Origin of the sequence: Chitinophaga sp. NPDC101104, from assembly GCF_050277495.1 — a bacterium.
Lineage (GTDB): Bacteria > Bacteroidota > Bacteroidia > Chitinophagales > Chitinophagaceae > Chitinophaga.
The window spans coordinates 3,550,413-3,576,976 of the sequence record NZ_JBNNSF010000001.1; the positions used below are offsets into that span (position 1 = coordinate 3,550,413).

At 56.6% G+C, this 26,564-nt stretch carries 25 protein-coding genes; 14 read left to right on the forward strand and 11 right to left on the reverse strand.

Annotation, left to right across the window (positions count from 1 at the left end; all coding sequences use genetic code 11):
- Positions 1-3 precede the first annotated feature (3 nt).
- The 11 genes from ACQKLP_RS14260 (at position 4) to ACQKLP_RS14310 (ending at position 10,031) form a co-directional block, all read left to right on the forward strand.
- Complete coding sequence (locus ACQKLP_RS14260) at positions 4-1,371, forward strand: cbb3-type cytochrome c oxidase subunit I (RefSeq protein ID WP_427323412.1); 1,368 nt, start codon at positions 4-6, stop codon at positions 1,369-1,371.
- Positions 1,372-1,382: 11 nt separating this feature from the next.
- Positions 1,383-2,834 carry a copper-containing nitrite reductase gene (gene nirK, locus ACQKLP_RS14265; protein WP_427323413.1) on the forward strand — a complete coding sequence of 484 codons (1,452 nt, stop codon included), beginning with the start codon at positions 1,383-1,385 and terminating at the stop codon, positions 2,832-2,834.
- Positions 2,835-2,843: 9 nt separating this feature from the next.
- Positions 2,844-3,713 carry a formylglycine-generating enzyme family protein gene (locus ACQKLP_RS14270; protein ID WP_427323414.1) on the forward strand — a complete coding sequence of 290 codons (870 nt, stop codon included), beginning with the start codon at positions 2,844-2,846 and terminating at the stop codon, positions 3,711-3,713.
- Positions 3,703-4,188 carry a c-type cytochrome gene (locus ACQKLP_RS14275; RefSeq protein WP_427323415.1) on the forward strand — a complete coding sequence of 162 codons (486 nt, stop codon included), beginning with the start codon at positions 3,703-3,705 and terminating at the stop codon, positions 4,186-4,188. Before ACQKLP_RS14270 ends, ACQKLP_RS14275 begins: the two co-directional genes overlap by 11 nt.
- Positions 4,189-4,305: 117 nt before the next feature.
- Positions 4,306-4,893, forward strand: coding sequence for an SCO family protein (locus ACQKLP_RS14280; RefSeq protein WP_427323416.1), 588 nt, complete (start codon positions 4,306-4,308; stop codon positions 4,891-4,893).
- Positions 4,886-6,151 carry an alginate export family protein gene (locus ACQKLP_RS14285; RefSeq protein WP_427323417.1) on the forward strand — a complete coding sequence of 422 codons (1,266 nt, stop codon included), beginning with the start codon at positions 4,886-4,888 and terminating at the stop codon, positions 6,149-6,151. Before ACQKLP_RS14280 ends, ACQKLP_RS14285 begins: the two co-directional genes overlap by 8 nt.
- Entirely contained in the window at positions 6,148-6,939 is a 792-nt protein-coding gene (locus tag ACQKLP_RS14290) for an AAA family ATPase (RefSeq protein ID WP_427323418.1), read from the forward strand. The genes ACQKLP_RS14285 and ACQKLP_RS14290 overlap by 4 nt, the downstream gene beginning before the upstream one ends.
- A gap of 1 nt (position 6,940) precedes the next feature.
- Complete coding sequence (locus ACQKLP_RS14295; RefSeq protein ID WP_427323419.1) at positions 6,941-8,689, forward strand: nitric oxide reductase activation protein NorD; 1,749 nt, start codon at positions 6,941-6,943, stop codon at positions 8,687-8,689.
- Complete coding sequence (locus tag ACQKLP_RS14300; protein WP_427323420.1) at positions 8,664-9,266, forward strand: cytochrome c oxidase subunit 3; 603 nt, start codon at positions 8,664-8,666, stop codon at positions 9,264-9,266. The genes ACQKLP_RS14295 and ACQKLP_RS14300 overlap by 26 nt, the downstream gene beginning before the upstream one ends.
- Positions 9,267-9,276: 10 nt before the next feature.
- On the forward strand, positions 9,277-9,516 hold the full coding sequence (locus tag ACQKLP_RS14305) for a cytochrome C oxidase subunit IV family protein (RefSeq protein ID WP_427323421.1): 240 nt from the start codon (positions 9,277-9,279) through the stop codon (positions 9,514-9,516).
- A gap of 89 nt (positions 9,517-9,605) precedes the next feature.
- Entirely contained in the window at positions 9,606-10,031 is a 426-nt protein-coding gene (locus ACQKLP_RS14310; RefSeq protein WP_427323422.1) for a hypothetical protein, read from the forward strand.
- Here ACQKLP_RS14310 and ACQKLP_RS14315 read toward each other — a convergent pair.
- The 5 genes from ACQKLP_RS14315 to ACQKLP_RS14335 all read right to left on the reverse strand — a co-directional run bounded on the left by ACQKLP_RS14315 (position 10,028) and on the right by ACQKLP_RS14335 (position 15,234).
- Positions 10,028-10,990 (reverse strand): 2-dehydro-3-deoxygalactonokinase, encoded by a 963-nt coding sequence (locus ACQKLP_RS14315; protein ID WP_427323423.1) that lies wholly within the window; start codon positions 10,988-10,990, stop codon positions 10,028-10,030. The two genes, ACQKLP_RS14310 and ACQKLP_RS14315, sit on opposite strands and share 4 nt — an antisense overlap.
- Positions 10,980-12,281 carry an MFS transporter gene (locus ACQKLP_RS14320; protein ID WP_427323424.1) on the reverse strand — a complete coding sequence of 434 codons (1,302 nt, stop codon included), beginning with the start codon at positions 12,279-12,281 and terminating at the stop codon, positions 10,980-10,982. The genes ACQKLP_RS14315 and ACQKLP_RS14320 overlap by 11 nt, the downstream gene beginning before the upstream one ends.
- 21 nt (positions 12,282-12,302) lie before the next feature.
- The gene (dgoD, locus tag ACQKLP_RS14325) at positions 12,303-13,451 is read right to left on the reverse strand and encodes a galactonate dehydratase (RefSeq protein WP_427323425.1); all 1,149 of its coding nucleotides are present in this window, start codon (positions 13,449-13,451) and stop codon (positions 12,303-12,305) included.
- A gap of 18 nt (positions 13,452-13,469) precedes the next feature.
- Positions 13,470-14,093: a bifunctional 4-hydroxy-2-oxoglutarate aldolase/2-dehydro-3-deoxy-phosphogluconate aldolase gene (locus tag ACQKLP_RS14330; RefSeq protein WP_427323426.1), complete on the reverse strand. Its 624-nt coding sequence runs from the start codon at positions 14,091-14,093 to the stop codon at positions 13,470-13,472.
- Positions 14,094-14,244: 151 nt separating this feature from the next.
- Positions 14,245-15,234 carry a DUF2268 domain-containing putative Zn-dependent protease gene (locus ACQKLP_RS14335; protein WP_427323427.1) on the reverse strand — a complete coding sequence of 330 codons (990 nt, stop codon included), beginning with the start codon at positions 15,232-15,234 and terminating at the stop codon, positions 14,245-14,247.
- A gap of 100 nt (positions 15,235-15,334) precedes the next feature.
- Between ACQKLP_RS14335 and ACQKLP_RS14340 the strand changes: the two genes are divergently transcribed.
- Complete coding sequence (locus tag ACQKLP_RS14340) at positions 15,335-15,715, forward strand: DUF1801 domain-containing protein (RefSeq protein WP_427323428.1); 381 nt, start codon at positions 15,335-15,337, stop codon at positions 15,713-15,715.
- 54 nt (positions 15,716-15,769) lie between these two features.
- Here ACQKLP_RS14340 and ACQKLP_RS14345 read toward each other — a convergent pair whose 3' ends face one another.
- From ACQKLP_RS14345 to ACQKLP_RS14360, 4 genes are all read right to left on the reverse strand, one after another.
- Positions 15,770-17,287: a choice-of-anchor I family protein gene (locus ACQKLP_RS14345; RefSeq protein ID WP_427323429.1), complete on the reverse strand. Its 1,518-nt coding sequence runs from the start codon at positions 17,285-17,287 to the stop codon at positions 15,770-15,772.
- 95 nt (positions 17,288-17,382) lie between these two features.
- Positions 17,383-18,036, reverse strand: coding sequence for an alpha/beta family hydrolase (locus ACQKLP_RS14350; RefSeq protein WP_427323430.1), 654 nt, complete (start codon positions 18,034-18,036; stop codon positions 17,383-17,385).
- A 41-nt stretch (positions 18,037-18,077) separates the two neighbouring features.
- Entirely contained in the window at positions 18,078-20,021 is a 1,944-nt protein-coding gene (locus ACQKLP_RS14355) for a histidine kinase (protein ID WP_427323431.1), read from the reverse strand.
- A 192-nt stretch (positions 20,022-20,213) separates the two neighbouring features.
- Positions 20,214-21,224: a zinc-binding alcohol dehydrogenase family protein gene (locus tag ACQKLP_RS14360; protein ID WP_427323432.1), complete on the reverse strand. Its 1,011-nt coding sequence runs from the start codon at positions 21,222-21,224 to the stop codon at positions 20,214-20,216.
- Positions 21,225-21,310: 86 nt separating this feature from the next.
- Between ACQKLP_RS14360 and ACQKLP_RS14365 the strand changes: the two genes are divergently transcribed.
- On the forward strand, positions 21,311-22,168 hold the full coding sequence (locus ACQKLP_RS14365; protein ID WP_427323433.1) for an AraC family transcriptional regulator: 858 nt from the start codon (positions 21,311-21,313) through the stop codon (positions 22,166-22,168).
- A gap of 48 nt (positions 22,169-22,216) precedes the next feature.
- Positions 22,217-23,107: a glycerophosphodiester phosphodiesterase family protein gene (locus ACQKLP_RS14370; protein WP_427323434.1), complete on the forward strand. Its 891-nt coding sequence runs from the start codon at positions 22,217-22,219 to the stop codon at positions 23,105-23,107.
- Here ACQKLP_RS14370 and rph read toward each other — a convergent pair.
- A complete protein-coding gene (gene rph, locus ACQKLP_RS14375; RefSeq protein ID WP_427323435.1) occupies positions 23,102-25,702 on the reverse strand; it encodes a rifamycin-inactivating phosphotransferase in 2,601 nt (866 codons plus the stop codon). The genes ACQKLP_RS14370 and rph overlap by 6 nt on opposite strands.
- A complete protein-coding gene (locus ACQKLP_RS14380) occupies positions 25,692-26,177 on the reverse strand; it encodes a MarR family winged helix-turn-helix transcriptional regulator (protein WP_427323436.1) in 486 nt (161 codons plus the stop codon). The genes rph and ACQKLP_RS14380 overlap by 11 nt, the downstream gene beginning before the upstream one ends.
- Positions 26,178-26,564 lie beyond the last annotated feature (387 nt).

The window sequence follows — 26,564 nt, forward strand, 5'->3', positions numbered from 1 at the left end:
GCCATGAAATATAAAAGTCAACAGGTCGCCTACTGGTTCTTCGCACTGGCCATGCTGCTGCTCGTGCTCCAGATCGTGTACGGCTTCGTCATGGGATTTGCGCGGGTGGGCCATGATGTGCTGCACGAGTTCATCCCTTTCAACACGGCCCGCGCCGTGCATACCAACCTGCTGGTGGTCTGGCTCCTCACGGGGTTCATGGGCGCGGCGTATTACATCATTCCGGAAGAAGCGGAACGGGAGCTCGTGAACGTGAAACTCGCTTACGTGCAGCTCATTTCCCTCGCGCTCGTTGGCGTGGCGGCAATCGTCGGGTATCATTTCAATTACTGGGAAGGACGGAAATTCCTTGAGATCCCCCGCCCGCTGGATTACCTGGTAGTCGTCAACGTCCTCCTCTTCCTGGGCCTCATCCTGGCCACGCTGTTCAAAAGCAGGAAGCGCACCACCACCTCGCTGGTGCTCACGATGGGCCTGGTGTTCGCGGCGCTGCTGTACCTGCCGGGCATGATCTGGTTCGACAATCAGACCATCGACTCCTTCTTCCGCTGGTGGGTGGTGCATCTCTGGGTGGAAGGCGTGTGGGAGCTGATTCTTGGCGGTATCCTTTCTTTCCTGCTCATTAAACTGACGGGCGTAGACCGCGAAGTGATCGAAAAGTGGCTGTACGTGATCGTGGGACTTACTTTCATCTCGGGCATCCTCGGCACGGGGCACCACTATTATTTCATCGGCACCGGTAAAACCTGGCTCATCGTGGGCGGCATTTTTTCCGCGCTGGAACCGCTGGCTTTCCTGGGCATGGTGCTCTTCGCCATCGCCATGTACCGCAAGGGCGAGAAGAAGCATCCCAATAAGATCGCATTGAACTGGACGATCGGAACGGCGATCATGTCGTTCGTTGGCGCAGGCGTACTGGGCTTCGCGCACACGTTGCCGCAGGTGAACCTTTATACGCACGGCACGCTCGTCACCGCCATGCACGGCCACCTCGCTTTCTGGGGCGCCTACGCCATGATCGTGCTCGCATTCATCAGCTACGCGATGCCCAACCTCACCGGCCGTAAACTGTACGACACGCCCCGCGGCTCCTGGGCCTTCTGGCTCGCCAATACGGGCATGCTGGGGATGACGGTCGCCTTTGGAGTGGCCGGCATAGCCCAGGTGTACCTGGAACGTAAGATGGGTATGGATTTCGGGGACGTACAAAACGAGATCAAAGTCCATTTTGTAGTACTAATCCTTTGCGCAACCCTGTTCGCCACCGGCATCGTGCTGTACATCCTGGATTTCGTGCGGTACGGACGGCCGGTTCCCGAAGCCATCGAAGCCCCGCAGCGCGCGGCGCTTTCCAGACAAGATCAGAACTAAAATCTTATACCATGACAAGGAATCAATTGTTGCTCGGAGCTGCATGCTGCATTGGGCTCCTCAGCAACTGTACGACGACGCAAAACGAAAGCCGCCCGGGCACCGGCACGCCGCCCGCTGAAATGATCGTCTCCGGCGAAAGCATCGCGGAACTGACGGCCCCGCCGCTGGTCCCCAGGCCCGTCGGCAACCGCGCCGCCACCAAGCTCATCGTGAACATGGAAATCGTGGAAAAGGAAGGCGAAATGGCGGACGGGGTACGGTATCTCTACTGGACGTTCAACGGCTCGGTGCCCGGCAGCTTCATCCGCACCCGTATCGGCGACGAAGTGGAATTCCACCTGAAAAACCATCCAGACAACAAGCTTCCGCACAACATCGACCTGCACGCCGTAACCGGCCCCGGTGGCGGCGCGGCGTCGTCCTTCGTGGCGCCGGGGCATGAGGTGGTCTTCTCCTTCAAAGTCATCAATCCCGGCCTGTACGTTTACCATTGCGCCACGGCGCCCGTGGCCATGCACATCGCCAACGGCATGTACGGGCTTATTCTCGTGGAGCCCGAAGGCGGGCTGCCCCCGGTGGACAAGGAATATTACATCATGCAGGGCGATTTCTACACCAAGGGCAAAAACGGCGAGCCCGGCCTGCAGCCGTTCGATATGCAGAAGGCGGTAGACGAACATCCGGATTACGTGGTGTTCAACGGCAAGGTGGGCGCGCTCACGGGCGAAAACGCCATCAAGGCCAACGTCGGCGAAACGGTACGGCTCTTCGTCGGCAACGGCGGCCCCAACCTCATTTCGTCTTTCCACGTCATCGGCGAGATATTCGATAAAGTGCATGTAGAAGGCGGCGACCTCATCAACAAAAACGTCCAGACCACGCTGGTGCCCGCAGGCGGCGCGGCCATCGTGGATTTCAAGGTGGAAGTGCCCGGCACTTTCGTGATCGTGGACCACTCGCTCACCCGCACTTTCAACAAGGGATCGCTGGGGATGCTCACCGTTTCGGGCGATGAAAACAAACAGCTCTATTCCGGCAAGCAAACGGAAGGCATCTATCAACCCGAAGGCGGCACCATCCAGAAAATGCCCGGCGCCAAAGCGCCCGACGCGCCCAAAGCCGCCAATCTGGAAGAGCGCATCGCCATGGGCAAAACCGTCTATGCCAAAACCTGCCTGGCTTGCCACCAGGACAATGGCCTGGGCATCGCCAACGCCTTCCCGCCGCTCGCCAAATCCGATTACCTGAACGCAGACGCCGGCCGCGCCATCGACATCGTGCTGCACGGCAAAACGGGCGAGATCACGGTAAACGGACAAAAATACAACGGCGTGATGCCCGCACAGGTACTGTCTGACGAAGAGATCGCCAATGTTCTGACTTACGTCTACGCCTCCTGGGGCAATAAAAAACAGGAAATCAAACCCGGGATGGTTGAGGCAAAAAGATCATCCCATTAACCATAACCTATGAAAGTCACAGGGCTCTCTGCCGCATGTTTGCTGGCGATGTTGTCTGGATCCTGTAATAACCTGACTGAACTGGATTCGGCTCCGAGAGTGTGGTCGGTTGCCGGCCATGCAGGCGGGGAGCCTTTACCTGTGCAAGTTGCAGACACCGTTAAGATGATGGAAGTGAAGGGCGGGAAGTATGTCCCGTTCTACGGCGGAAAGGATTCGGCGGTGGCGATAAAAACATTCGAAATGGACGCGCATCCCGTCACCAACCGCCAGTTTCAAACCTTCATACAACACAACCGGCCATGGCGCCGGTCTTGCGTGAAGCGGATTTTCGCGGACGGGAATTACCTCGCAGGATGGGAAAACGATACCACACCCGGGCCAAACCTGCTGCCCGATGCGCCCGTCACCAACGTATCCTGGTTTGCGGCGAAAGCATATGCAGCCGCGGCCGGGAAGCGATTGCCGACGGTGGCGGAATGGGAATATGCGGCCATGGCAGGAACAAATTCGGCCGATGCGCGCACCCAGCCTGCCTTTAATGCGCACATCCTTTCCTGGTACGAAAAGCCCAACACCGCAGGGAACGCCGTTCAGCAGTCGCGCCCCAATTACTGGGGCATTCATGACCTCCACGGACTGGTTTGGGAATGGACGGAAGATTTCAGTGAAGTGATGCTTTCCGGCGAATCACGGAGAGACGTCAGCAACGACGATCTCATGTTCTGCGGCAGCGGCTCCGTCGGCGCCAGCGATCTGATGAATTACGCGGCGTTCATGCGTTTCGCATTCCGCGGAAGCCTGAAGGCGAATTATTGTATCCGGAACCAGGGGTTCCGATGTGTCAAATCCGAAAATCAAACGAAAAATGAAAAATAGATATCTGTTGACGGCCGCGCTCCTTGCGCTGCTTGCTTCCTGCGAAGGCGGTGTTGAACCGGAAGAAAACAAGGGCGACATCACCGGCATCGCCGCATCCGACACCCTGATTGCCGAAATGGTGGAAGCCGTCCCCGAAGTACCGGAAACACCGGAAGCCAAAATGGCCCGCGGCAAAGAGATTTACGCCAAAACCTGCCAGGCCTGCCACCAGGAAAACGGCGCCGGCATCCCGAACGCCTTTCCGCCGCTGGCCAAATCCGATTACCTGAACGAAGACGCCAACCGCGCTATCGGCATCGTATTGCACGGTAAAACGGGCGAGGTGACCGTCAACGGCACCACCTATAACAGTGCCATGCCGGCCCAAACGCTCAGCGCGAAGGAAGTGGCCGATGTGCTCACCTACGTGTACGGCAGCTGGGGCAACAAAGCGCAGGACATCACCCTGGAAATGGTGACGGCCGCCAAATAACGATCCATATCCACATCGCAATCATAGTTTGTTTTTAGTCTCTATTATGCTAACGAAGCAGCGGCTCCGGACATACGGGGGGGCCCGGTCCGGATGCCCGCTGACTTAAACCGCTTCATGATGAAAACAGTATCCATCGCACTGTTGCTCGTGTTGACGCTTGCCGCCTGCTCCACGCAAAGCGCCCCGCCAAAAGATGCGCCCGCATCAGAAAGCTCGATCTTCCACCTCACATCCACCTGGAACACGGAGGAAGGGCGGTCCATCCACCTGCGCGACCTGCAGGGCAAAACGCTGGTGGTGGTCATGATCTACACGACCTGCAAGGCTTCCTGCCCGCGGCTCGTGGCCGACATGCTCGCCATCCGCGCCGGCGTGCCCGCCAAAATCGCCGGGAAAGTACAGTACGTGCTCGTGAGCATCGATCCGGAACACGATACGCCGGAAGCCCTGAAAGCCTTCGCCATCAGTAAGGAAATGGACGGGGAGGAGTGGACCTTCCTGCAGGGGGATCCCGCTTCCGTCCGCGAATTCGCCAATGTGCTGGCCGTCCGTTACAAGGAAATATCGCCCATGGACTTTTCCCATTCCAATATCATCAGCGTCTTCAATCCCGCCGGCGACCTCGTCCACCAACAGGAAGGCCTCGGCGTGAACAATAAGGAAACCATTGCCGCCATCCAAAAATCAGCAGGCCATGAATAAACCTATCCTAATTGCCTTTTTACTGCTGGCCATCCTGCCGGCACGTGCGCAGCAGACAGACGTGAGCGCCGACCTCCGTTTCCGGTACGAGAACCGTCATGGCTACGGTACGCTCTTCCACGACACGCTGAATGCCGCCAGCTTCATGACACAGCGCACCCGGATCGTCATCGATCATTCCACGTCCAAACTCAAACTGCGGATTTCCCCGCAGAACGTGCGCACCTGGGGAGATGTGGCAACCGGCGCTAAAACCGACGTCAATTTCCAGCTGCACGAAGCCTGGGCGGAATTGCAACTGGGGGCGAAAATATCCGTCAAAGCCGGCAGGCAGGAACTGAATTACGATGACGCCCGCATCCTCGGGAATGTAGACTGGACGATGCAGGCCCGCAGCCACGACGTCCTGCTGTTCAAGCTCAGCCCATCCGCCGCCCATTCCATCCACGCCGGTGCGGCGATCAACGCGCTCCGGGAAAGCAACACCCGGGAACCCTATACCGTCCCGCAGCAATACAAACACCTGCAATTCGGCTGGTATCACGGCACCGGCGGGCATTTCGGCTGGAGCGTACTGGCCATGAACCAGGGCTTGCCGTACCTCGCATCGCAAAAAGAAAAGATCGCATGGAACCAGACTTTCGGGACGCGGCTCACCCTTGCCCGGGAAGGCTGGAACGCCGACGGCGCCTTTTACGCGCAAACCGGCCATATTGCCAATGCCAATCTCAGCGCCTGGTATGCCGCGGGGAATGTCGGCTACCGCTGGAAGAGCGGATGGGCGCCCGCTGCGGGACTGGAATTCCTGTCCGGAAAAGCGAACAACGATCTTTCTGCCGGTTACAAAAGCTTTAATCCCTGGTTCGGCACCAATCATAAGTTCAACGGTTTTATGGATTATTTCTACGTGGGCAACCATGCCAATTCCGTCGGGCTGCTCGATGTATACGCCCATCTATCCTATGAAAAACCCACATTCAAAGCCAGGTTTACACCACACTATCTCAATTCCGCCGCTGCTATGTACCGGAACGGGCAGCAGCTGAAAAAACACCTCGGCACCGAGCTCGACCTTACTTTCGGATACCGCATCATAGAAAGCGTTTGGCTCAACGGCGGATACTCCCAGATGCTGGCCACCACCAGCATGGAAGCCCTCAAAGGCGGCAGCAAAGGCGTATCCAGCAACTGGTTCTTCCTGGAAATGCAGGTGAACCCGAAACTCTTCTCCTTCAAACCGACAACCGACAAAAAATGATCACTACCGCCGATATCGCACGGCCTTTTTACCTGGAAACAGGCAAGGAAGAAGCCGTTTTCACCCACGCTTTCCGCAACCGGGTGCCCGTGCTGCTCAAAGGGCCCACGGGAACGGGGAAGTCGAGGTTCGTGGAATACATGGCCGCCGTACTGGAAAGGCCGCTCATTACCGTGAGCTGCCACGAAGAAACTTCCGCCACCGACCTCACCGGCCGCTTCATCGTGAAAGGCGCGGAAACGGTATGGATCGACGGGCCAATGACGACAGCCGTCAAAACCGGTGCTATCCTGTATCTCGATGAGATCGCCGAAGCCCGTCCAGACGTCATCGTAGCCATCCATCCGCTCACCGATCACCGGCGCGAGCTGTACATCGACAAGCTCGGGGAAACCCTGCGCGCCGGCGAGGGCTTCATGATCGTGGCGTCTTTCAACCCGGGCTACCAGCGCGGATACAAGGAACTGAAACCTTCAACACGACAGCGTTTCGCCGGCATTTCGTTCCGTTATCCCGATGCCGCAACCGAAAGGGACATCCTCATCGGCGAAACCGGCATCGATGCAGACATCGCCACCAAACTGGTGAAAATCGGGGGAAAGATCAGGAACCTCCGGGAACTGGGCCTGGCGGAAACCGCATCGACGCGCCTGCTTGTAGACGCCGCAAAGCTCATCCACAGCGGATTGCCACGCCGCCTGAGCGTGCGCACCGCGATTATCGAACCACTTACCGACGACGATGAAACCATGGCCGCGCTGTGCGACCTGGCCGACCTCATGATCTGATATGGCACTTGATGAATGGATATTTGGAAGGGTAGTCCGCTACTTCAAAAACCGCAAAGCCGAAGCGGAAGACGTTTCATGCATCGCGCATCTCGCCCCCCTGCAACCACGCCTCACGCTGCTGGCCAGGGCGCTGACGGGCAGGCCGGTTGAGCTGTTCCCTGCCGTCCGCGAAGGCGGCTTCCGCGGAAACAGCTTTTTTCTGCCGGAAAAATGCGGGCTGTTCGACAAGCGCGAACGGAATGTGGATTATTACATTTTCCGGGTGCTTTACCTGTCTGTCCAGCAACATTTATCGCTCAATTGGTTTCAGCCGGGTTCGCCGACAGACGCGGAAGCCATCGCATTGGCGCAACAGTCAGCCCCGCGTGTGCTCGCCTTCATGGAAACAACTTATCCCGAAAGCCTCGCGCTATTCCACCGGCTGCTGGCGGATTTACCGCCGGGCACCCCCGAAAACTGGCTCTACGGAAAATGGATGGCCGACACGCCGGCGGAAACCGTCCCTGACCGCATTTCCGCAATCCCAGATGCGCCGAAAAACAAACCGGCTGAAGTGCAACCCGCCACCATCCTCACCGCGCGGCCGGTAGAGGAGATAGTGCGCCTGGACGTGGATATCCGCCAGCAGGAAGATTATGTGCTCACCCACAATTTCGAGAAAGTGGAAACGGCCGACGAATTCTCCGGCAGCTGGCGCGATTTCGATGGGGACGATGAACTGGCAAAGCATCAGGACGCGCTGGACGAGCTTCGCATGAAATACACCGTTCGCGTGAACGATACCGTGCACAGCATCTACGAAACCGGGTTCACCGCCGATGCCACCGTGGCGGAAAGCGAAAGCGCCTCCGCAGCGGGGCACCACATTCCGTACGACGAATGGGACTGCTTCAAAAAACAATACAAACGCGGCTACAGCAAGGTTTTCCCGCTCCGGCAAACGGAGCAGGCCCCGGATTACTGCCGGCATACGCTGGCCACGCACCGCCTTGTGCTGGAGCAGCTGCGGCGCATGCTCACAGCCATCAACAATAAATGGACAAAGCAAAAACGGCAATGGCATGGCGACGAAGTGGATACCGATCGCATTACCGACCGGTACGCCGATTTGCTGGCAGGCCGTACGCCATCAGACGATATTTACATCGCCGGAAGGAAGAAAGCGAAAGACCTGTCGATCCTGCTGCTGCTGGATTTGAGTCTATCCAGCGACAGCTATGCCGCCGGCAACCGCGTAATCGATATTTCCAAACAGACCGCCATTCTCTTCGGCGAAATCCTGGACGAGTTCGGCATCGATTTTTCCATCTGCGGATTTTATTCCCAGACCCGGAATTACACGGCCTATCTCACACTGAAGGATTTCGACGAAAAATGGAAAACGGCGAAAAATGCAGTGGGGGCGCCCCGGCCTGAGGGCTACACACGGATCGGTCCGGCGCTTCGGCACGCGGGGGCCCTGCTGCAAAGCCGGCCGGCAAGCAACCGCTGGATTGTGCTGCTGTCTGACGGCAAGCCCAACGACTTCGACCGCTATGAAGGCCGCTACGGAATTGGCGACGTCAAACAGGCGCTGCGCGAGCTGTCAGCGGCAAACGTCAGCACCTATGCGCTGGCCATCGAAGCGGCGGCACGGTACTACCTGCCGCAGATGTTCGGGCACGATCATTACGAAATCCTTTCATCGCCCGACGCATTATTCACCAAATTAATCCGGTTATATGAACGCATCCGATACGGCCGTTGACAACACCGCCGTTACCGACCACAAAAACTTCTACTATCCGCCGGGCGGCATCCTTATGTGGATCGTCATTTTCCTGGAGCTGCTCACTTTCGGCATCGCGATCGTGGTTTTCATGTACACGGCCAGGGAGGAACGCGCAGCATTCGCAGCCGGCGCCAGCCGGCTCGATGTCACGATCGGGTCCATCAACACTGTGGTGCTGCTAACCAGCGGGTATTACATGGCGCGCTGTGTAGAGTTCTTCCGGCGCGGGCTAAAACTGTACAAACTGCAACTGGCGTTCGCCATGCTGGCGGGAATGACGTTCCTGGCACTGAAATCCGTCGAATATGCGCATAAACTTTCAGAAGGGCTTACGCTCGGCGCGGGAACGTTCTTCGATTTTTACTGGATGCTGACCGGTTTTCATGTGGTCCATGTGGTGATCGGCATGGTGATCCTGCTGTGGTGGGTGGTTACGGAACCGAAGAAACCGAAGGATATTGCCCTGCCGCAGCTCGAAGCGGGCGCAGCGTTCTGGCACCTTTGCGATCTCATCTGGTTATTGCTGTTCCCTGTTTTATATCTCATCTTTTAAATTTTCCCGCATGATCCGCATTCAAATGATCTGGATTGTATTACTGCTGACGGCAGGACTGATGACTTTCGCCGTCGGCTACGCGAAGGATTGGCCCGGGCTTTCGTCGGCCATCATGGGCTTTTCGGTGGCCAAGTTCCTGTTGGTCGCATTTTACTTTATGGACATGAAATCCGCCAACCTGGGCTGGAAAGCATTGCTGATCGCCTTTGCCGGGCTGATGGGCACTGTGGTGGTGTTGATGCGATAAAGCATTTCCCCATTGATATTCCTTCATCAAAAACCGGACTTCCGATAATTCCAAAATCCGCCGCAGGCGGCACGCACATGAAAAATGAAATGCTCATCATACGATCTTTCCTGGAACGGCGGCAGGTAGCTACCATCGCAGCCGTGCAGGCAGGACGGCCGTTTTGCTTCAATTGCTTTTACGGTTTTGATCCTGAGAACTGGTTGCTCATGTTTAAGTCATCGCCCGGTAGCCGGCAGGTTAGCCTGTTTGAAAACGGCACCACTGTGGCGGGTACGATTCTAGGAGAAAAAACGTCCCTGCATTTCAATGCGGGGGCTCAATTCGAAGGCGAGGTGGTGGAAGACGAAGCCACGCATGCGAAAGCCGCGGCGATGTATTACAAACAGTTCCCCATTTCCATGCTGATCGACGGGAAGGTGCTGGTAATAAAGCTTTCGATGGTCAGGATGACACAAACCCAGGCAGGTTTCCGGAATAAATACCATTGGCTACGCGATGGGGAAGGAGTTTAGACGGACGAAAGGCTTTCGGGAGGATGGGGCATCATCGTAGAAAGTACGGTGAATTGTCCGCGGATGAGCGCCTCGTCCGCATCGATGGTGGCAGCAATGGGGATGCGGAGGGTTTCGCAGGCCAGGGAATACAATGTTTCGTGAGCAGGCCCCGAAACGAGGTAAACGGCCACCCCGGCCGGAAGTGCCGCCAGTTCCGCCCCGATCATCAAACCACTGAGATAGTACCAGTTCTCCACCGGGTCCATGTGCTGCAACAACTGGTTCGTGCGCACCATGAACAACTCGTGCAGCAGATTCCCCGCAAACCCGGCCCTGACACCAGCTGCGAACCTTGTACGGCATGCTTCGGGTTCAACATCTCCGTGCGCATTTACGGAAGCCGAAAGGATGCTTTCCGTACTCAGCAGGCCGAATATTTCCCCGGTCATAAAAGTCCTGAAACCCGTTACGCGGTGATTGTTGACCACGATGTGCTTGGGATGCGTCCCGGGCATGAGGAGATACACGTCTTCCGGAATGGCCGGCAGATATGCCGCGCACCCGATCGCTTTGGTTTCTTCGCCGCGCATCACGTCGTTATTTCCCGATACGCCGGAAATGAGCAGGAAACGCCCTGCACCATAAGTTTCCAATCCGGAGCCATCGAGCGGCATGGGCAGCGCACCGTACGGCAATTCCTTCATCCCGATGCTGGAAGTCGCCATGCCTGCCACCATCACTATCTTTCCCTCCAGGCCGATGCCCGACTTTTCCGCCAGGTTGTTTAAGTGTTCGCGGAGGATACCGGCATAAAAGCTTTCCCGCTGTCCGCCGTCCTTTTGCCATTGCTGGTAGGTTTTGGCGATGCCGGTATCCGAAGTTTCCTCCGCCACCACGCGCAACCCGTCGAAGCAGACCAGCCGCAGCCGCAGGGCGCTCGTCCCCCAATCGCAACTGATGAAATATCTATCGTTCATGTTCCGTTATTATCCGTTCAACATTTCCAACCAAAAACAAATACGAGCCTGCGCCCACCAGTCCCAGCACCGCCACAAAAACCAGCGCGGGCGCAAAATTACCGCCGCTCGCAAGCAGCCCGATCACGATCGGCACCACGATCCCCGCCAATTGCCCGATGAAATTGAATACGCCGCCCGTGAGGTTGATCAAGTGCTTCGGCGCCAGCGTCGACACGAAAATCCAGGTGATGGACGCAAACCCCACGCCGAAAAACGACAGCGACATGAAAAAGATGATCAGTCCGGGCGTATCAACATAATTAGCGCCGAGAATCGTGGCGGAAACGAGCAACCCGATGATGATGGGCCGTTTGCGCGCCTTGGCCGGGGAAACGCCTTTTTTCACGAGCCAGTCTGACAGGAACCCTGAGCACAAAATCCCCACGAAAGCCGCCAGGTAAGGCACTGCCGCCCAATATCCCGATTTGATGAAATCCATGCCGCGGTAATCCACCAGGTATTTCGGGAACCAGGTCAGGAAGAACCACAATGTCGAATTCACAGCGAACTGACCGATGTAAATGCCCCAGAGCTTACGGTACGACAGCACCGCTTTCAAATCCGCCCACCGGAAAGATTTCTTTTCGCCGGCCTGCTGCTGGTCGAGCAATCCGCCGCCGCGCCCGATATGCGCGAGCTCCGCTGCGTTCACGCTTTTATGGTCGGCAGGATCGCGGTAGCAAACCCACCAGACCCCGCCCCAGACGATCCCGATCAAGCCCGTCACTACGAACAATCCCCGCCACCCAAACTCCAGCTGGATCGTGGAAAGCACCGGCATGAGAAAAGCCAGTCCCAAAAACTGCCCGGAAGTATACACCGCGATCGCCGAAGCGCGCTCCTGATCAGGGAACCAATTGCTCACCACGCGGTTGTTGATGGGAAACGCCGGCGCTTCGAACACGCCCGTGGCCATCCGCAAACCGAACAATGTCACGAACCCGCGCGCAAAACCCTGCATGACCGTCGCCAAAGACCATGCGATCAAACTGAAAGCGTACAGCGCGCGCGGCGCGAAACGGTTCACGAGAATGCCGCCGGGCACCTGGAAGGCGAGGTACGTCCAGCTGAAGGCCGAGAAGATCAGCCCCAATTGTACTGGCGTGAATTTGAATTCCTTATCGATTTCGGAAGCCGCCACGGCCAGGTTGCTCCGGTCCATGTAGTTGATCACCACATTGACGAACACGAGCAGCAGCACGCGGTAGCGGACTTTAGTGGGTGTAACGCCGGAATTGATCGTTTTCATAAAGTGGATGCGCATCGATGTTTACCATTCGGCCACACTGCCATCGGTGTGCCGCCATACCGGGTTCCGCCAGTTGTGGCCTTCTTCGGCCATCTTCCTGACGTGAGATTCGTTGATTTCTATGCCCAGACCGGGCTTCGACGGAATATCGACGTACCCGTCGCGGTACTGGAACACGGTCTTATCGGTGAGATAATCGAGCAGATCGCTGCCCTGGTTGTAATGGATACCCAGACTTTGCTCCTGGATGAACGCGTTGTGGCAGGTAGCGTCTACCTGCAGGCAGGCCGCCAGCGCGATGGGGCCCAGCGGACAATGCGGCGCCGCCGCCACGTCGAACGCTTCGGCCATGGAGATGATCTTTTTGCATTCGGTGATGCCGCCGGCGTGGGAAACGTCGGGCTGGATGATGTCTGCGTAACCATCCGTCAGCAACGATTTGAACTGCCATTTGGAGAACATCCGCTCGCCGGTAGCGATGGGAATGGCCACGTGCCGGGCGATCTCGCGGAGGTCTTCGTTGTTTTCGGGCAGCACGGGCTCTTCGATGAACATGGGCCGGAAAGGTTCCAGTTCTTTAGCGAGGATTTTTGCCATGGGCTTATGAACGCGCCCATGGAAATCGATCCCGATACCGAGGCCGGGGCCGCCGGCTTCCCGCACCGCGGCGATGCGCCGGATGGCCGCGTCGATCTTGTCGTAGCTGTCGATATACTGCAGTTCTTCGGTGGCGTTCATTTTCACGGCCAGGAATCCCTGTTCCGCCATTTTGCGGGCGGCTTCGCCGACTTCGTTGGGACGGTCGCCGCCGATCCAGGAATAGACCTTCATGCGGTCGCGCGCTTTGCCGCCGAGGAGCTGGTGAACGGGGGCGTTGTAGTATTTCCCCTTGATATCCCACAGGGCCTGGTCGATACCGGCGATGGCACTCATGAGGATGGGCCCGCCGCGATAGAATCCCGCGCGGTACATCACGTTCCAGTGGTCTTCGATGTGCATGGGATCTTTACCGGTGAGGTATTCCATCAACTCGTCTACCGCTGTTTTTACGGTAGCGGCTTTCCCTTCGATGACGGGCTCTCCCCATCCCGTGATGCCTTCATCCGTTTCGATTTTGAGGAACAGCCAGCGCGGCGGTACCTGGAAGAGTTCGTAGCTTTTGATTTTCATAACGTGCGATATGGTGGATCAGGATTGTAATGCGTGGACGAACTGCCTTGACTTTTCCGTCAGTTGCCGCAGATATTCCGGTGTAATGGCCGCTTTGGCGTTGACGAGCGCGCTGCCGATGCCGAAACCGGCGGCGCCCGCCTTCCGGAATTCCCCGATATTTTCCGGGGTGATGCCGCCCGTTGGCAGGAGGTGCATTTTGGGCAGGGGCGCGGAAATATCCCTGATGTAAGCGGGAGAGGTGGCCGGGAATACCTTGATCATATCCGCGCCCTGCTTCCAGGCGGCGTAAACCTCCGTGGCCGTGTACGCACCGGGAATGATCACGATCCCCAGTTCACGGGCGGTTTCGATCACAGATGGTTCGAGGATGGGAGAGAGGATAAATTTTGCACCGGCGGCGGCGGCTTCGCGGGCCGTGGGCGCTTCCAGGACGGTGCCGGCGCCGATAATCATTTTGCCGCCCATTTTTGCGGACACTTCGCGGATAACGTTCAGCGGATCTTCTGAATTCATCGTCACCTCCAGCAGGCGGATCCCGCCGGCATACATGGCTTCCGCGAGCGGGAGCACGTTTTCCGGCTTCACGCCGCGCACAATGGCGATGATCCTGTGCTCGAGGATGTGTGAAAGTACTGACATGGAATTTTCGGGCTTGTGTTGCGGTAAGTAAGATAAAAACAAATAAGTGTATTTTCAACGTTTTTCGTCTTCCCTCCCGGAACGGCCCTTTCCTCCAATAAAAAATCCGCGCCGGCTGATGAACTGGCGCGGATTTCAAATCTCCCGGGCATTAATGACCGCCCAACAAAAACACGCTATCCCCGTAGAACCCGGATGTATTGAGAAAGCCCGTCACGGCTTTGATATCGGCATAATTCAGCGAGATGATCTCACGGAGGGCTTTTTTCTTGTCTTTCGCCTGTTCATAATAGGCCTTGCTGATCGCGTACCCCATGAAATATCCCAGATCGCCCACGGCTACCTTATTGCCGTTGTACAGCCAGTTCGAATAATCTTCGGAATACATTTCCTTTTGAAACTGCGCTTTCAGTTCGGGCAAATGTTTGTTGCCGTACAGGATATAGGAATGGGTGAGGGGCTCACCGATCACCAGCTCCGTCACGAAATCGCAGGCGCCTTCGTAAATGCATTGCCCGAGGAGGGATTTCCCTTCGGTGGATTGCTGGGTATGCACGTATTCATGGACGGAAACGGGGATGATGTTGTTCGTTTCCTTCGACTGGAAGAAATTGGCCAGCCGTTTGTCCGGGAACTCCGACACATCGGTGTATTTGTTGCCCATGGTGATTTCCGTGCCGATGAGCGCCGTGGAATCGATGGCCACGCCGGCGGCGCGGATGGCCGTGATGGAGAAATACATGTTGGCCGGCCGCAGTTCCGGGTACAGCTCCCGGAATTTTTCGATGTATTGCTGGATCACGGGCACCTGGGGCTGCACCTGCATCGTGTTCGGGCGGATAGATGCCCAGAATTTCGGGTATTTGCGGATGGTTTCCACGAGCTTCCGTGCATCGAAGTTCCGCAGCTGCATGAAACGCTTCAGCCCGGCGGTCCCCTTGTCGATATACAAAACCTGCATGATCTCAACCTGGCGCTCTGCGTCCGGCGTAGCCTGCACACTGTCGAAAGCCGTCCAGAAATGAGCGATATCTGAAGTATATACGTTGTCTGATCGCTGTGCGGAAACTTTACCGGCTCCCGATGCTAAAATCACGGAAAGGGCCAGCAGGAAAGGGTTACGAAAAATGAATCTACTCAATTGGCATGGATTTATAAGGACCGGTAATTGCGCAGGGGAGGCAACCCGCTTTTCCCGCTGGCTAATTTACCGTATTATTGGCATCCGGCAACACCCGATCATGACCAGTACCGATCCCATTCTGTCATTTCTTTCCGCATACAGCGGTCCCGTCCGCGAAAACGCGCTCCGGCTGCGGAAAATCATCCTTTCCATGCTGCCCGGCGTCACGGAGCGGGCCGATCTTCCCGCCAAAATGATCGCTTACGCCTTCGGGCCCAGGTACGCGGAGCTCGTCTGTGTCCTCATCCCGTCCAAAACCGAACTAAAGCTCGGCTTCAACGAAGGCGCCTCCTTACCCGATCCGCACCACCTGCTGGAAGGCACCGGCAAAAAGAGCCGCTACATCCGCATCCGTTCTTCGGAAGATATCGATCATCCCGCCATACCCGCCTTGCTGCAAGCCGCGCTGGAGGCCTACCGCCAACGGACCGCCCCATAAAGAACCGGCCCCGCAAAGGATGCGGAGCCGGCCAGGTCGATCAAACGATGGATATCAGTTTTTCGGTGTAAATACTTTCACGACGCCGTCGTCTTCGCTGCTTACGATGAGCAGGCTCTTTTTCGTAGGACTATCTTTCGCCTGCACAAACAACACACCCTCGGGCGCGTCGCCCACTTTCAGGATGTTGAGGAATTGCGGCCGGGTGGGATTGGTCACGTCGTACACGGCCACCGCGTCCACGCGCTCCATACCCACGAACGCTACGGTTTTCTTGCCCATCACGCCCAGCGCGATGCCTTCCGGTTCGATGCTCTTATCGTCGCTGCGGCTATCTTCATAAATACCGGCTTCTTTGGCTTTCACGTCCAGTTCGTTTTTGCTGTCGAACAGTTGGGCGCCGGTGTTGCCGTTCCAAACGGAAAAGGAGCGGGCGCCGAAGGAATAAAGCGCTTCGTACAGTCCGTCGCCGTTAGCGTCGCCGAGGGTTTTGGTAACGTTGAGGCGGCCGAGCACGGCGTCCGCTTTCAGCGCGGCGGCATCGGGGAATACGGCGGGGTCGAGGGAAAGCGATTTGATGCGCTTGTTTTCGGCATACGCGCCCCATTCGCGGACGTCGCCCTCGTTGGCGGTGAACAGGTGCGGCACGCCGCCATTCACGAGCACGGCGATGGCATCGGGCTGGTACATGCCTTTTACGGGCCATTTTTTGAATGTAACGCCGCCGTCGCTGTCAGACAGGTCTACGGCATTGGCGTCCGTATTGTAATCCTTGAATCCCAGCGGGAAAATGTCGGTAATGGTTTTGGACGCGAGATCGATTTTTGCGATGGCGTTGTTTTCCTGCAGCGTTACCCAGGCGGTCTTAGAATCCGGGGCAACGGTGATGTATTCCGGCTCGATGCCTGCGGTGAAAGTGCTGCCGGCAGGCCCGAAGTTGCGGAAACCCTTGGCGGCAAGCGCCGCTTCCTGCGCGGCAAAACCGCTGAAATCGAGATGCGTGGCGGTGTAATTGTTTTCAATATTGATGATGGTCACCGAACCAGCGGGATCGGCGGAGTAATCCGTGGCGGGCTCGCCTTCGTTGGCGGTCAGGATGAGCTTACCGTCGGGCGAGAACGTGACCATATCGGGCAGCGCGCCGGTAGGGATGGTTTTGATGAGGGAGAGGTCGGAAGTGCTGAACACGTCTACCCGGCCGGCCAGCGTTTTATTCGTAGCCTCGATGGCCGCGGCCAGCTTCCCGTTGCTCACGGCCAGACTGTTCACGTTTCCGCCATTGGTGAGGATGTCCTTTTTCAGGTCGGTGATGTTGGAGGGATCGCTGAGGTCGAGCACCTTGATCATGTTGGTGCCGTCGTTCTTCACCACGAAGAGGCGTTTGGTGGCGGGATCGTAGGCGCTGATTTCGGCGGCGCCGGCCTCGCCGATGTCGATAGACCCGATTGCAGCGAATGAGGATGGATCTTCGGTGATTTCGGTGCCGGGGTCATTCTTTACATCGTCTTTCGAACAGGCGGCAAATGCCGTCATAGCCGCGATAGGCAAAATGTACTTGATTTTCGTGCGCATGTATCAGATAGGTTTTATACCGCGCAAGAGTAGGGAAGATGTATGACCGCGATGTAAACCGCAGGTTATGATATTGTTACCAAAGATAATCCAGTTCAAATAAGCTTTCCGGTCCACGCTTTGGTGGCGGCGGTCAGCAGCGAAATGACGTCGGTTTTGCCGGCTTTGAACGAATGGTCTGCCCCTTCGAATTTCTCGAGCGTGGCGGTGGGGAGCGATTTGCAGACGGACGCGATCATGTCCCAGGTAGCCAGCGTGTCTTTCGAGCCTTGCAGGAACAGCATGGGAATGTGAATGTGGTGGAGATGTTCGGCACGGTCGATGGAGGGTTTACCGGCGGGATGGAGCGGGAATCCGAAGAAAACGATCCCTTTCACCGGCGATTCCGGGTGGTTGGAAATATACTGGGACGTCATCCTGCCGCCGAAAGATTTGCCACTGGCGAAAAGAGGGATCCCCGGCGCGAGGGTGCCCGCTTTTTCAATGGCCGCCGCAATGGTTGTCTGCGCCACGGCCGGCGAATCGGGCCGCTTTTTCTGCTGCTCCGTAAACGGGAAATTGAACCGCAGCGTAGCGATGCCGGCTTTGGACAACGATTCCGCGAGGGCTTCCATGAACGGATGGTCCATGCCCGCACCCGCGCCATGTGCCAGCGTCATCACGCAAACCGGGTGCGCGGGAGCATAATATTTTGCCGAAACCTTGCCGATCTCCGGCGAAACTTTTATCTGTAAGGATTTGGAGCCCATAGCCGTAAAATTACATCATCTCTTCCAAACGAAATAACCCGTCAAACCTGCAATTCAATATTGACGGCCGTTCCCGCACCGGGCGACGAATCAATGTCCAGCCGCCCCTTCATATACTGTACCCTCGACCGGATGTTCGACAGCCCGATCCCGCCGGTAGCCGCATTCATATCGAACCCGCGGCCGTTATCTTCCGCCGTGATATAGAACATATGTTCTTCATGGATGCACTGCAGCAGGATCTTGCTTGCCCCGCCATGGCGTATCGCGTTCGACAACACCTCCTGCACGATGCGGTAAATGTTGGCCTGCGCGGTATGCGGCAAATCGCCCCCTGCGCCCGACCATTGGAATTCAATTTCCAGTTCTTCGTTCGCCAGCCCGTCGCACAGGTCGGTGATGGCCGACCGGAGGCCCACTTTCAGGAGGCTTTCCGGCATCATGTTATGCGCGATGCGCCGCAGTTCGGACATGGAATCTTCGAGGAGGTACATGACTTCGTCCAATTGCCCGTTTACCTGCTTCTTTTGTTGACCGGCCAACTTGATGCGGATCCCCGCCAGGGAGCCGCCCAGGCCGTCGTGCAGATCGCGCGCCAGGCGGCGGCGCTCCTTTTCTTCCCCTTCCAGCAAGGCATTCGCCACTTTCAATTCCTGCCGCTGTTCGATTTCCTTCACCTGCTGTCGCGCCTGTTTCTTGCTGGTCCGGTAAAACACGATCAGCGACAGCGTAGCCACCAGCAACAGCAATCCCGCCACGCCCAGCAAGCCGTTCCAGAGGCGCTGGTTCTTCTGGGTCATGAGCGCATCCTGTTTTTCGGCCTGCAGCTGGATGATGCGTTTTTCCTTTTCAGCGGTATTGTATTTGGTTTCTATCCGGGCGATGTCGGTCTTCATTTTTTCGGGATAGGTGCTGTCGCGCTCGTCGCTATAGCGTTGCAGCCATTCATGCGCTTTGGGGATGTTGCCCATTTTCTCGTACGTCTTTGCCATGCTTTGGAAATACAGCATCCGGTTGCCGTCGAGGTTCACGGGTATTTCGTCGATCGCTTGCTGCAGGGTTTCCAACGCTTCGCCATAATGCCCCATGTCGTGCTGGATCTTATACTGCATGAACCGCAGTTCGGCGGCCTTGTAGGTTTTGTCCATTTTTTCGGCCAGCAGGATGCCGCGCCGCGCATGGAACAGCCCCTGTTCCCAGGCTTTTGCGGCATGGCAATATTTGATAGCGGCGATATGGTAATCGATATTGAACTCGGATGCGGGATAGGGCCGCAACAGTTCCCCGGCGCGCGCGATCATAACTTTAGCCTGCGCGAGGCTGTCCATATAGCAATAGTTATTGGCGGCATAGAGCGTCGTCGTGAGCCGGTCGTGCATGTTGGGCGAACTTTTCGCGTAGCATTCGAAGCTTTTGTTGAAGTAAAGCGCGGCCTTCCCGTATTCCTGTATATTCATGAAGATCATCCCCACGTCCGTATAATAGCTCCCGACCCGCGCTGTCTCGCCCGCTTTCTCCGCGAGGGGAATGGATTTGGTGATGATGAGATGCACCATTTCGGATTCATTGTCTTTCCGCTGATAGATGGCCCCCATGTTCCGCCAGGCCCTGGCCTGGTAGACGTAACTTTCTTTCGTCGGGAAATGGCTGAACCGGTTGGCGGATTCCTCATACAGCGTCAACGCCCGGTCGTAGTCCAGGTCAAAGTAAAACCCCGCTTCGAAAAAAGCGCCCATGGCCTGGAGGTAGCCATTTTGCCCGGCGAAGCGTTTCCCCAGTTCCAGGTGCTGGCGGGAGCGGGCAGTATCCGAATACGACCAGAAGTCGGACAACTGGAAGCTGGCGCAGGCGCGGATACTATCGTTCGCACCGTTTTTCTCCAGCTGGAGCAGACTGTCCACATATCGTGTTTCGTTGACCACCGGCTGCGCTGCGGCGGCAACGGCGGCAAGGGTTAATAAAAAAGTGAAAAAGCTTGTTTTCATATAGTCGGGCTGCTGCAAAATGATGGCCCCGGGCACATGGTCCCGGGCGCTGCATGGTTTTAATGATCGGAGGTTAAAAATACCGATGTTTGGGTAGAAAACAATCGCCGGAAAAACCGGGTTGGGGCTGGATAAGAAAAGCCGCAGGGCCGGCGGGCCCATGCGGCTTTCTGGAATGATCCGTTGCAGGTATCAGTATTGAACGACGATTTTCCCGATCGTGCGCCCGCTTTCGAGCTGCTGGTGCGCTTTTTTGAAGTTGGCGGCGTTGAGGCCCTGGAGGGTTTCGGTGAGCGTGGGCAGGAGGGTACCCTCGTCCAGCAGTGCCGCCACTTTGGTGAGGATGTCGTGCTGCGCCTGCATATCGGGCGTTTCGAAACTGGCGCGGGTGAACATCAGTTCCCAATGGAAGCTCACGGATTTGCCTTTCAGCTTGCGGATATCGACCCCTTCGGCCGGGTCGCTGATGGAGCCGATGCGGCCCTGCGGCACGATGAGCTCCGCCATGGGCTCCCAGTAACGGATGAGGTCTACCAGGTCAACGATAAAGTCGACGTTTTGAAAACCCGCGGCCCGCACGGCTTCCACGAGGTTTGTATGGTCTACCACCACGTCGGCGCCCATTTTCCGGCACCACTCCGCCGATTCCGGCCGCGATGCGGTAGCGATCACATGAAGCCCGGCGATCTTTTTCGCCAGCTGGATGGCAATGGAGCCCACGCCGCCGGCGCCGCCGATGATGAGGATGGTTTTCCCTTTATCCCGCTCGCCGATCCCCATGCGGTCGAACAGCAATTCCCAGGCCGTAAGCGCGGTAAGGGGAATAGCGGCGGCCGCTGCAGGACTGAGCCGCTGCGGCGCTCTGCCCACGATCCTTTCGTCCACCAGCTGGTATTCGGCGTTGCTGCCGGGCTTGCGGATATCTCCGGCATAATACACAGCATCTCCCGGCTGAAAGAGCGATGCCGCATCGCCCACGGCCGCTACTGTGCCGTACGCGTCCCAACCGATGATTTTCGGCACGGGAAGGGGCTGGTCTTTCGCGGAATTGCGGCGTACTTTATAATCGACCGGGTTCACGGAGGCCGCGGCAATTTTCACGAGGAGTTGCCGGCCGGAGGGTACCGGTTTATCGGTATCGAATTCGATGAAACTGTCTGTTTCGGTAATGGGCAACGATTGCCTGAATCCTATGGCTTTCATGTGTTTCTGTATTTTAAGCAAATTTATACCAGTCAGCAGGATGTATACCAGTATATTTCTACCTAAATATTGTATAATTTCGCTCCATGCGCACGCAACAATTATATGAGCCATACGCTTTCCAGGTGGAGACGCTGGATGAAATGCCGGTATTGATGCCCAACAAGCACTTTTTCGAACTGGTATATATCCTGTCGGGAACGGGCCGGCATTGCATCAACCAGCATACGTTCGAATACGGCGCCAATCATATGTTCCTCATCACCCCGCAGGATTGCAGCCGGATAGACATCGCATCCACCACCACGTTCTTCATCCTCCGGTTCAGCAATATCTACCTCAAAACGAACGCCCTCACCCCCGAAAACATCCGGCGGCTGGAGTTCATCCTCCAGCACGCTAACCACAAACCCGGCTGTATCCTGAAAAACCTGGCCGACAAACAGCTCATCCGCCCTATGATCGAGGGCATCATCCGCGAGTCTGTAAACCAGGACCTGTACGACCGCGAAATCATCCACCAGCTCGTCAACAGCATCATTCTACTCGTAGCCAGGAACATCGCCAAATACCTCCCCGAAAAAGTGGACGCCAATTCGGAAGAGAAAATCCAGGACATCATCGGCTATATCCAGCAACATATTTACGAACCGGAAGCCCTCCGCACCGCGGCCATCGCACAGCATTTCGGGATGTCGGAAAATTACCTGGGGAAATATTTCAAGAAGCACTGCAACGAAACGCTGCAATCCTACACCGCCAATTACAAACTCACGCTCATCGAGCACCGCCTCCGCCACAGCGACCGGCGCATCAACGAGATCGTGCATGAACTGGGGTTTAACGATGAAAGCCACCTCAATAAATTCTTCAAACAGAAAAAAGGCGTCAGTCCCCGGCAATACCGGCTGGAGCTGCAAAACGCCGCCGGCCATCCTTCTTAACAGGAATAAAACATTCCAGGCTGGACTTTCCCGGAAAAGTTCCGCATCTTGGGAAAAGAAACAATGCTCCGCGCTATCATGAAAACGATCCTCTTTTCCCTGGCGGCCCTTTTCGCCGCCTATACCTCCAACGCACAGACCTCCCGTGCAGATAGTATCCTGGCCGATTTCAGGAAAAATCCGGACCAGGTGCTGGTTGCCGCCCACCGTGCCGCGCATACGCACTTTCCCGAAAATTCCATCCCGGCGGTCCGGGAAGCCATCCGCCTCGGCGTCGATATCGCCGAACTGGATGTGCAGCGCACGAAAGACGGCGTTTTCGTCTTGATGCACGACCGCACCATTACACGCACCACCGGCCGGCCGGGCTCCGTGGCCGACTATACGCTGGCCGAGCTGCAGCAATTCCCGCTGCTCCACAACGGCCAGCCCACGAAAGAACGCATCCCCACTTTCCGCGACGCATTGCTGGCCGCGAAAGGCAACATATTGATCGATGTGGATTTTAAGGTAGACGGGATCGATGCGGCGAAAGACTGCTTCGCCCTCATCCACAAAACCGGCATGGCGCCGCATGTGCTTTTCTTCCTTTACGACCATCCCGATGCGGCGATCCTGCATGCGCACGATGCTTCCATCCCCATCATGCCGCGCGTCCGCGATGCGGCTAGTACGCATGAAACACTGGGCTATGGCAAGTTTCCGGCGCTTCATCTCGACGAGACCTTCTATTCCGACCGCCTGGCAGACAGCGTCCGGGCTACCGGCGCGCGGGTATGGATGAACGCGCTCGGCGAGTTCGATAAAATGGAACAGGCGCATCAAGGCGCAGGGTTTGACAGCTTCTTCCAATCCTTTCCCCGCACCGGAATCGTGCAAACCGATCTGCCCGGCGAGCTGGTCGGGTATCTCCGGAAGAAAGGGAAACACCGATTATAATATCTCGATAAATCCGTCTGTTCCGTTCACGCGGATCCGCTGCTCGTCCGCAATCAGGCGGGTAGCGTTGTCTACGCCCACCACGGCCGGCAAACCATATTCCCTGGCGATGACGGCGCCGTGGGTCATGAGCCCGCCAACTTCGGTGACGAGGCCGCTGATGGCGACGAACAGGGGCGTCCAGCTGGGATCGGTGAACGTGGTTACGAGGATGTCGCCCGGTTCGAGGACGGCGGCTTCCATATCGAGGACCACACGGGCGCGGCCCTCGATGGTACCGGAAGACACCGGCAATCCGGCGATGGCGCCTGCAGGGAGGTTTTCGCGACGGTAATTTCCCCGCAGCACCTCGCCTTCGGAAGTGATGACGCGGGGCGGCATAAGTTTTTCGTACCCCGTGAAATCTTCCTTTCGCTTTTGGAGGAGATTTTTGTCGATCTGACGGGTGCGGACCAATTCCCGGATTTCCTCCAGCGAACAATAGAAGATATCTTCCTTTTCAGCTATCACCTGCGCCTGCACCAGCTTTTCGGCTTCTTTCAGCAAAGCTTTCTTATACAGGGCATAATGGCTCACGATCGTGTATTTCGGGTATTCCCGGAAGCCGATAAGGTTACGCATGAGGCGGACCATACTTTGCGTTTCGGCGGCTTTCCTGTCGCCGTCAGGCAAGGCGCGCAGTTTTTGGAGGAGGCGTTGTTCCATCTCTTCCGCTTCGCGGCGGCCCTGTTGGAACTTTTGCCGCGCTGCGCCGTGTGAAAAGGCGCGGACGTTGCCGAGGAGGATGGGGACCAGCGCCGCGGGGTGTTCCTGCCATCTGGGCCTGGTGATATCGATTTCTCCGGGGCACCGCATGCCGTAGGTTTCCAGGAAAGCCAGCAGGGCTTTGTGTACCCCGGCGCCGCCTTCGAACTGCAGAAGGGAATCGGGGAAATCGTCCAGCTGGCCTTTTTCGAGGTAGCTGACGATGGCCGGATAAGGACGGATGGTGTCGGCCACGTCCATCAGCGCAAGCCCCATTTCGGAAGTGATATTGTTGGGAACGGATTGGGTGAGCGTATCGGCCACGTTCGTTTCCCCGAGCCATTCTTTAATATGGTCGTTGATCCAGTGCGTGGCGTTCATACCGGTCATCACGACGCCGAAAAAATCAGGGGAGGAGCGGCGCTCTTTCGCCCGGCGGCTATCGTCCACGATAAAATCGATCAGCTCCACGCCGGATTTCGTGCCGATAGTTTCCGCCAGTTCGGCGATGGCTTTGTTCCCGCTTTCCATGAGCGCCGTCACAATTCCGGGATCGTAGGAGTGGAGGGTTTCGTAATCGGGCGGCTGGATGCCGGGGCCGGGAGCGGGGAGGGACTCGTTTTCGGGATCGGGGATGAAATTGCCGCGGTCGATGAGGGATTGAAGGGCGTCGCGCATGAGCGGGTCGGATTTTCCGAAAAGATTAAGCATGAACGCGCGCCGGGGCGAAGTCAGCTCGGGCATCACATCCACGAAAATCCTCCCGCCGGCCGTAGCCATGGGCCTTCCGGCGGTTAACATGAAGAATGATATGCCGAGGGGCTTCATCGCATCCGTCATCATTTGCTGGTGGCCGGTGGACAGATATACGCGGTTGGAATCGTCGTTTTCTTCGGGGACCGGGTACAGCGTGGTGATGGGCCGGCTTTGCACGATGTAGTATTTCCGGTCAGACATGCACCATTCGATATCCTGCGGCGCTTTAAAATGCGCTTCGATCTGTTTGCCGGTGCGTGCCAGTTCCAGGATTTCATCGTCCGTCAAAGCCTGAACCCGCTGGCGTTCGGGGGAGACCGGCCGTTCTGCGGTGCCGCCGTTTTCCGCAGCGAATATTCCCAGATGCTTGGCGGAAATATGCTTATCCAAAATCCGCCCATCCCTGACCTTGTACACATCCGGGTTCACTTTCCCGCCAACGAGGGCTTCGCCCAGGCCGAACCCCGCGTCGATAGACACTACTTTCCTGTTGCCGGAAACCGGGTCGGCCGTGAACATGATCCCCGATACTTCCGGGAAGATCATTTCCTGTACAACTACCGCCAGCAACACTTTCCGGTGACCGAAGCCCTGCTGCATCCTGTAAACGACAGCCCTGTCCGTAAACAACGATGCCCAGCATTTGCGGATGTTCGTAAGGATATTATCGATGCCGGAGATATTGAGGAACGAGTCTTGCTGCCCTGCGAAAGACGCCGTGGGCAGGTCTTCCGCCGTTGCGCTGGACCGTATCGCGAAAGCCGTTCCTGCGTTAAAGCCAGCCAGTTTTTTTGTTATGGCAGCGATGAGATGTTCGGGTAGCGGTGCGTTTTCGATGGATGAACGTATTGCGGCGCTGATGCGGGCGATGGATGGGCGGTCGCCGGGTTGCACGCGTTCTAGTGCCGTCATTTCTTTTTGGATGTCTGCACTCCCGGCGATGAGAGCCCGAAAGGCCTCCGTTGTGACGCAAAAGCCCCGCGGCACGGCGAGCCCTTCTATTTTCCCCAGTTCCCCGAGGTTGGCGCCTTTGCCGCCGGCCAGTGAGATCATCGAAGCGTTGGCTTCCTGCAAATCGAGGAGGTTACTTTCCATTTGATTGTTGGGTTTTGGCAGGTGGATGATTGAGCGATTGCGTGGTGGATTCCATGAGCGCGATCGCTTTTTCGAAATAGGTGGCGATGACTTGCTGTTCCGCTTCCGAAAACGAAGCCAGTAGCGCGGTGGATGCCTGCCGAAACTCCCGGTACAGGGGCTCCAGGAGCTGCTGTATCTTTTGGGTGACGGGCTCGATGATCACTTTGCGGCGATCGTTTTCAGCGAAGCGCCGTTTCACCAGTTTTCTTTTCTCGAACCGGTCGATCAATCCGGTTACAGCGCCCGTGGTGAGCCCGGTGAGGGCAGACAGTTCGCCAGCCGTCATTTGCCCTTTCTGGATGAGGAAGCCCAGGTACTTATGGTCTGTCCCTGACAGCCCGGCTTTACGGGCCACGGCTTCGTGCATTTGGATCGACGAAAAAGCAAAATGCTGGCTGAGTTTCCGGAGGATGGAGATATCGCCTGTTTCCATAATTTTATCTTACTGAATTAATATCTTAGTTGCTAAGATAATGTTTTTTCTTCTGAGACACCCGGGATAAACTGATAAAACTATTAGACAACAAATGTCTTTCAGTTGCTTTCTGCTGACATCCAATCGTTTATAATCATTTCACTGATTTTAATACAGCAAGATAGTTGTCTGCTGACAGCAATTCTTCAACCCAAAATCCTCAGAAACCATTGCTGGGCAATAACTCAATTCGCCTACCCAACTTTGAAATCACAGGTTTTGCTGCTGTAAGATCATTGCCTGCCGATAATAATACTTCAGCCCGAAAATTCCACTGAAGTCACTGATGGGTTAAATCCCAATTCACACAACAACTTTGAAATCCCAGGTTGTACGCTGTAAAAT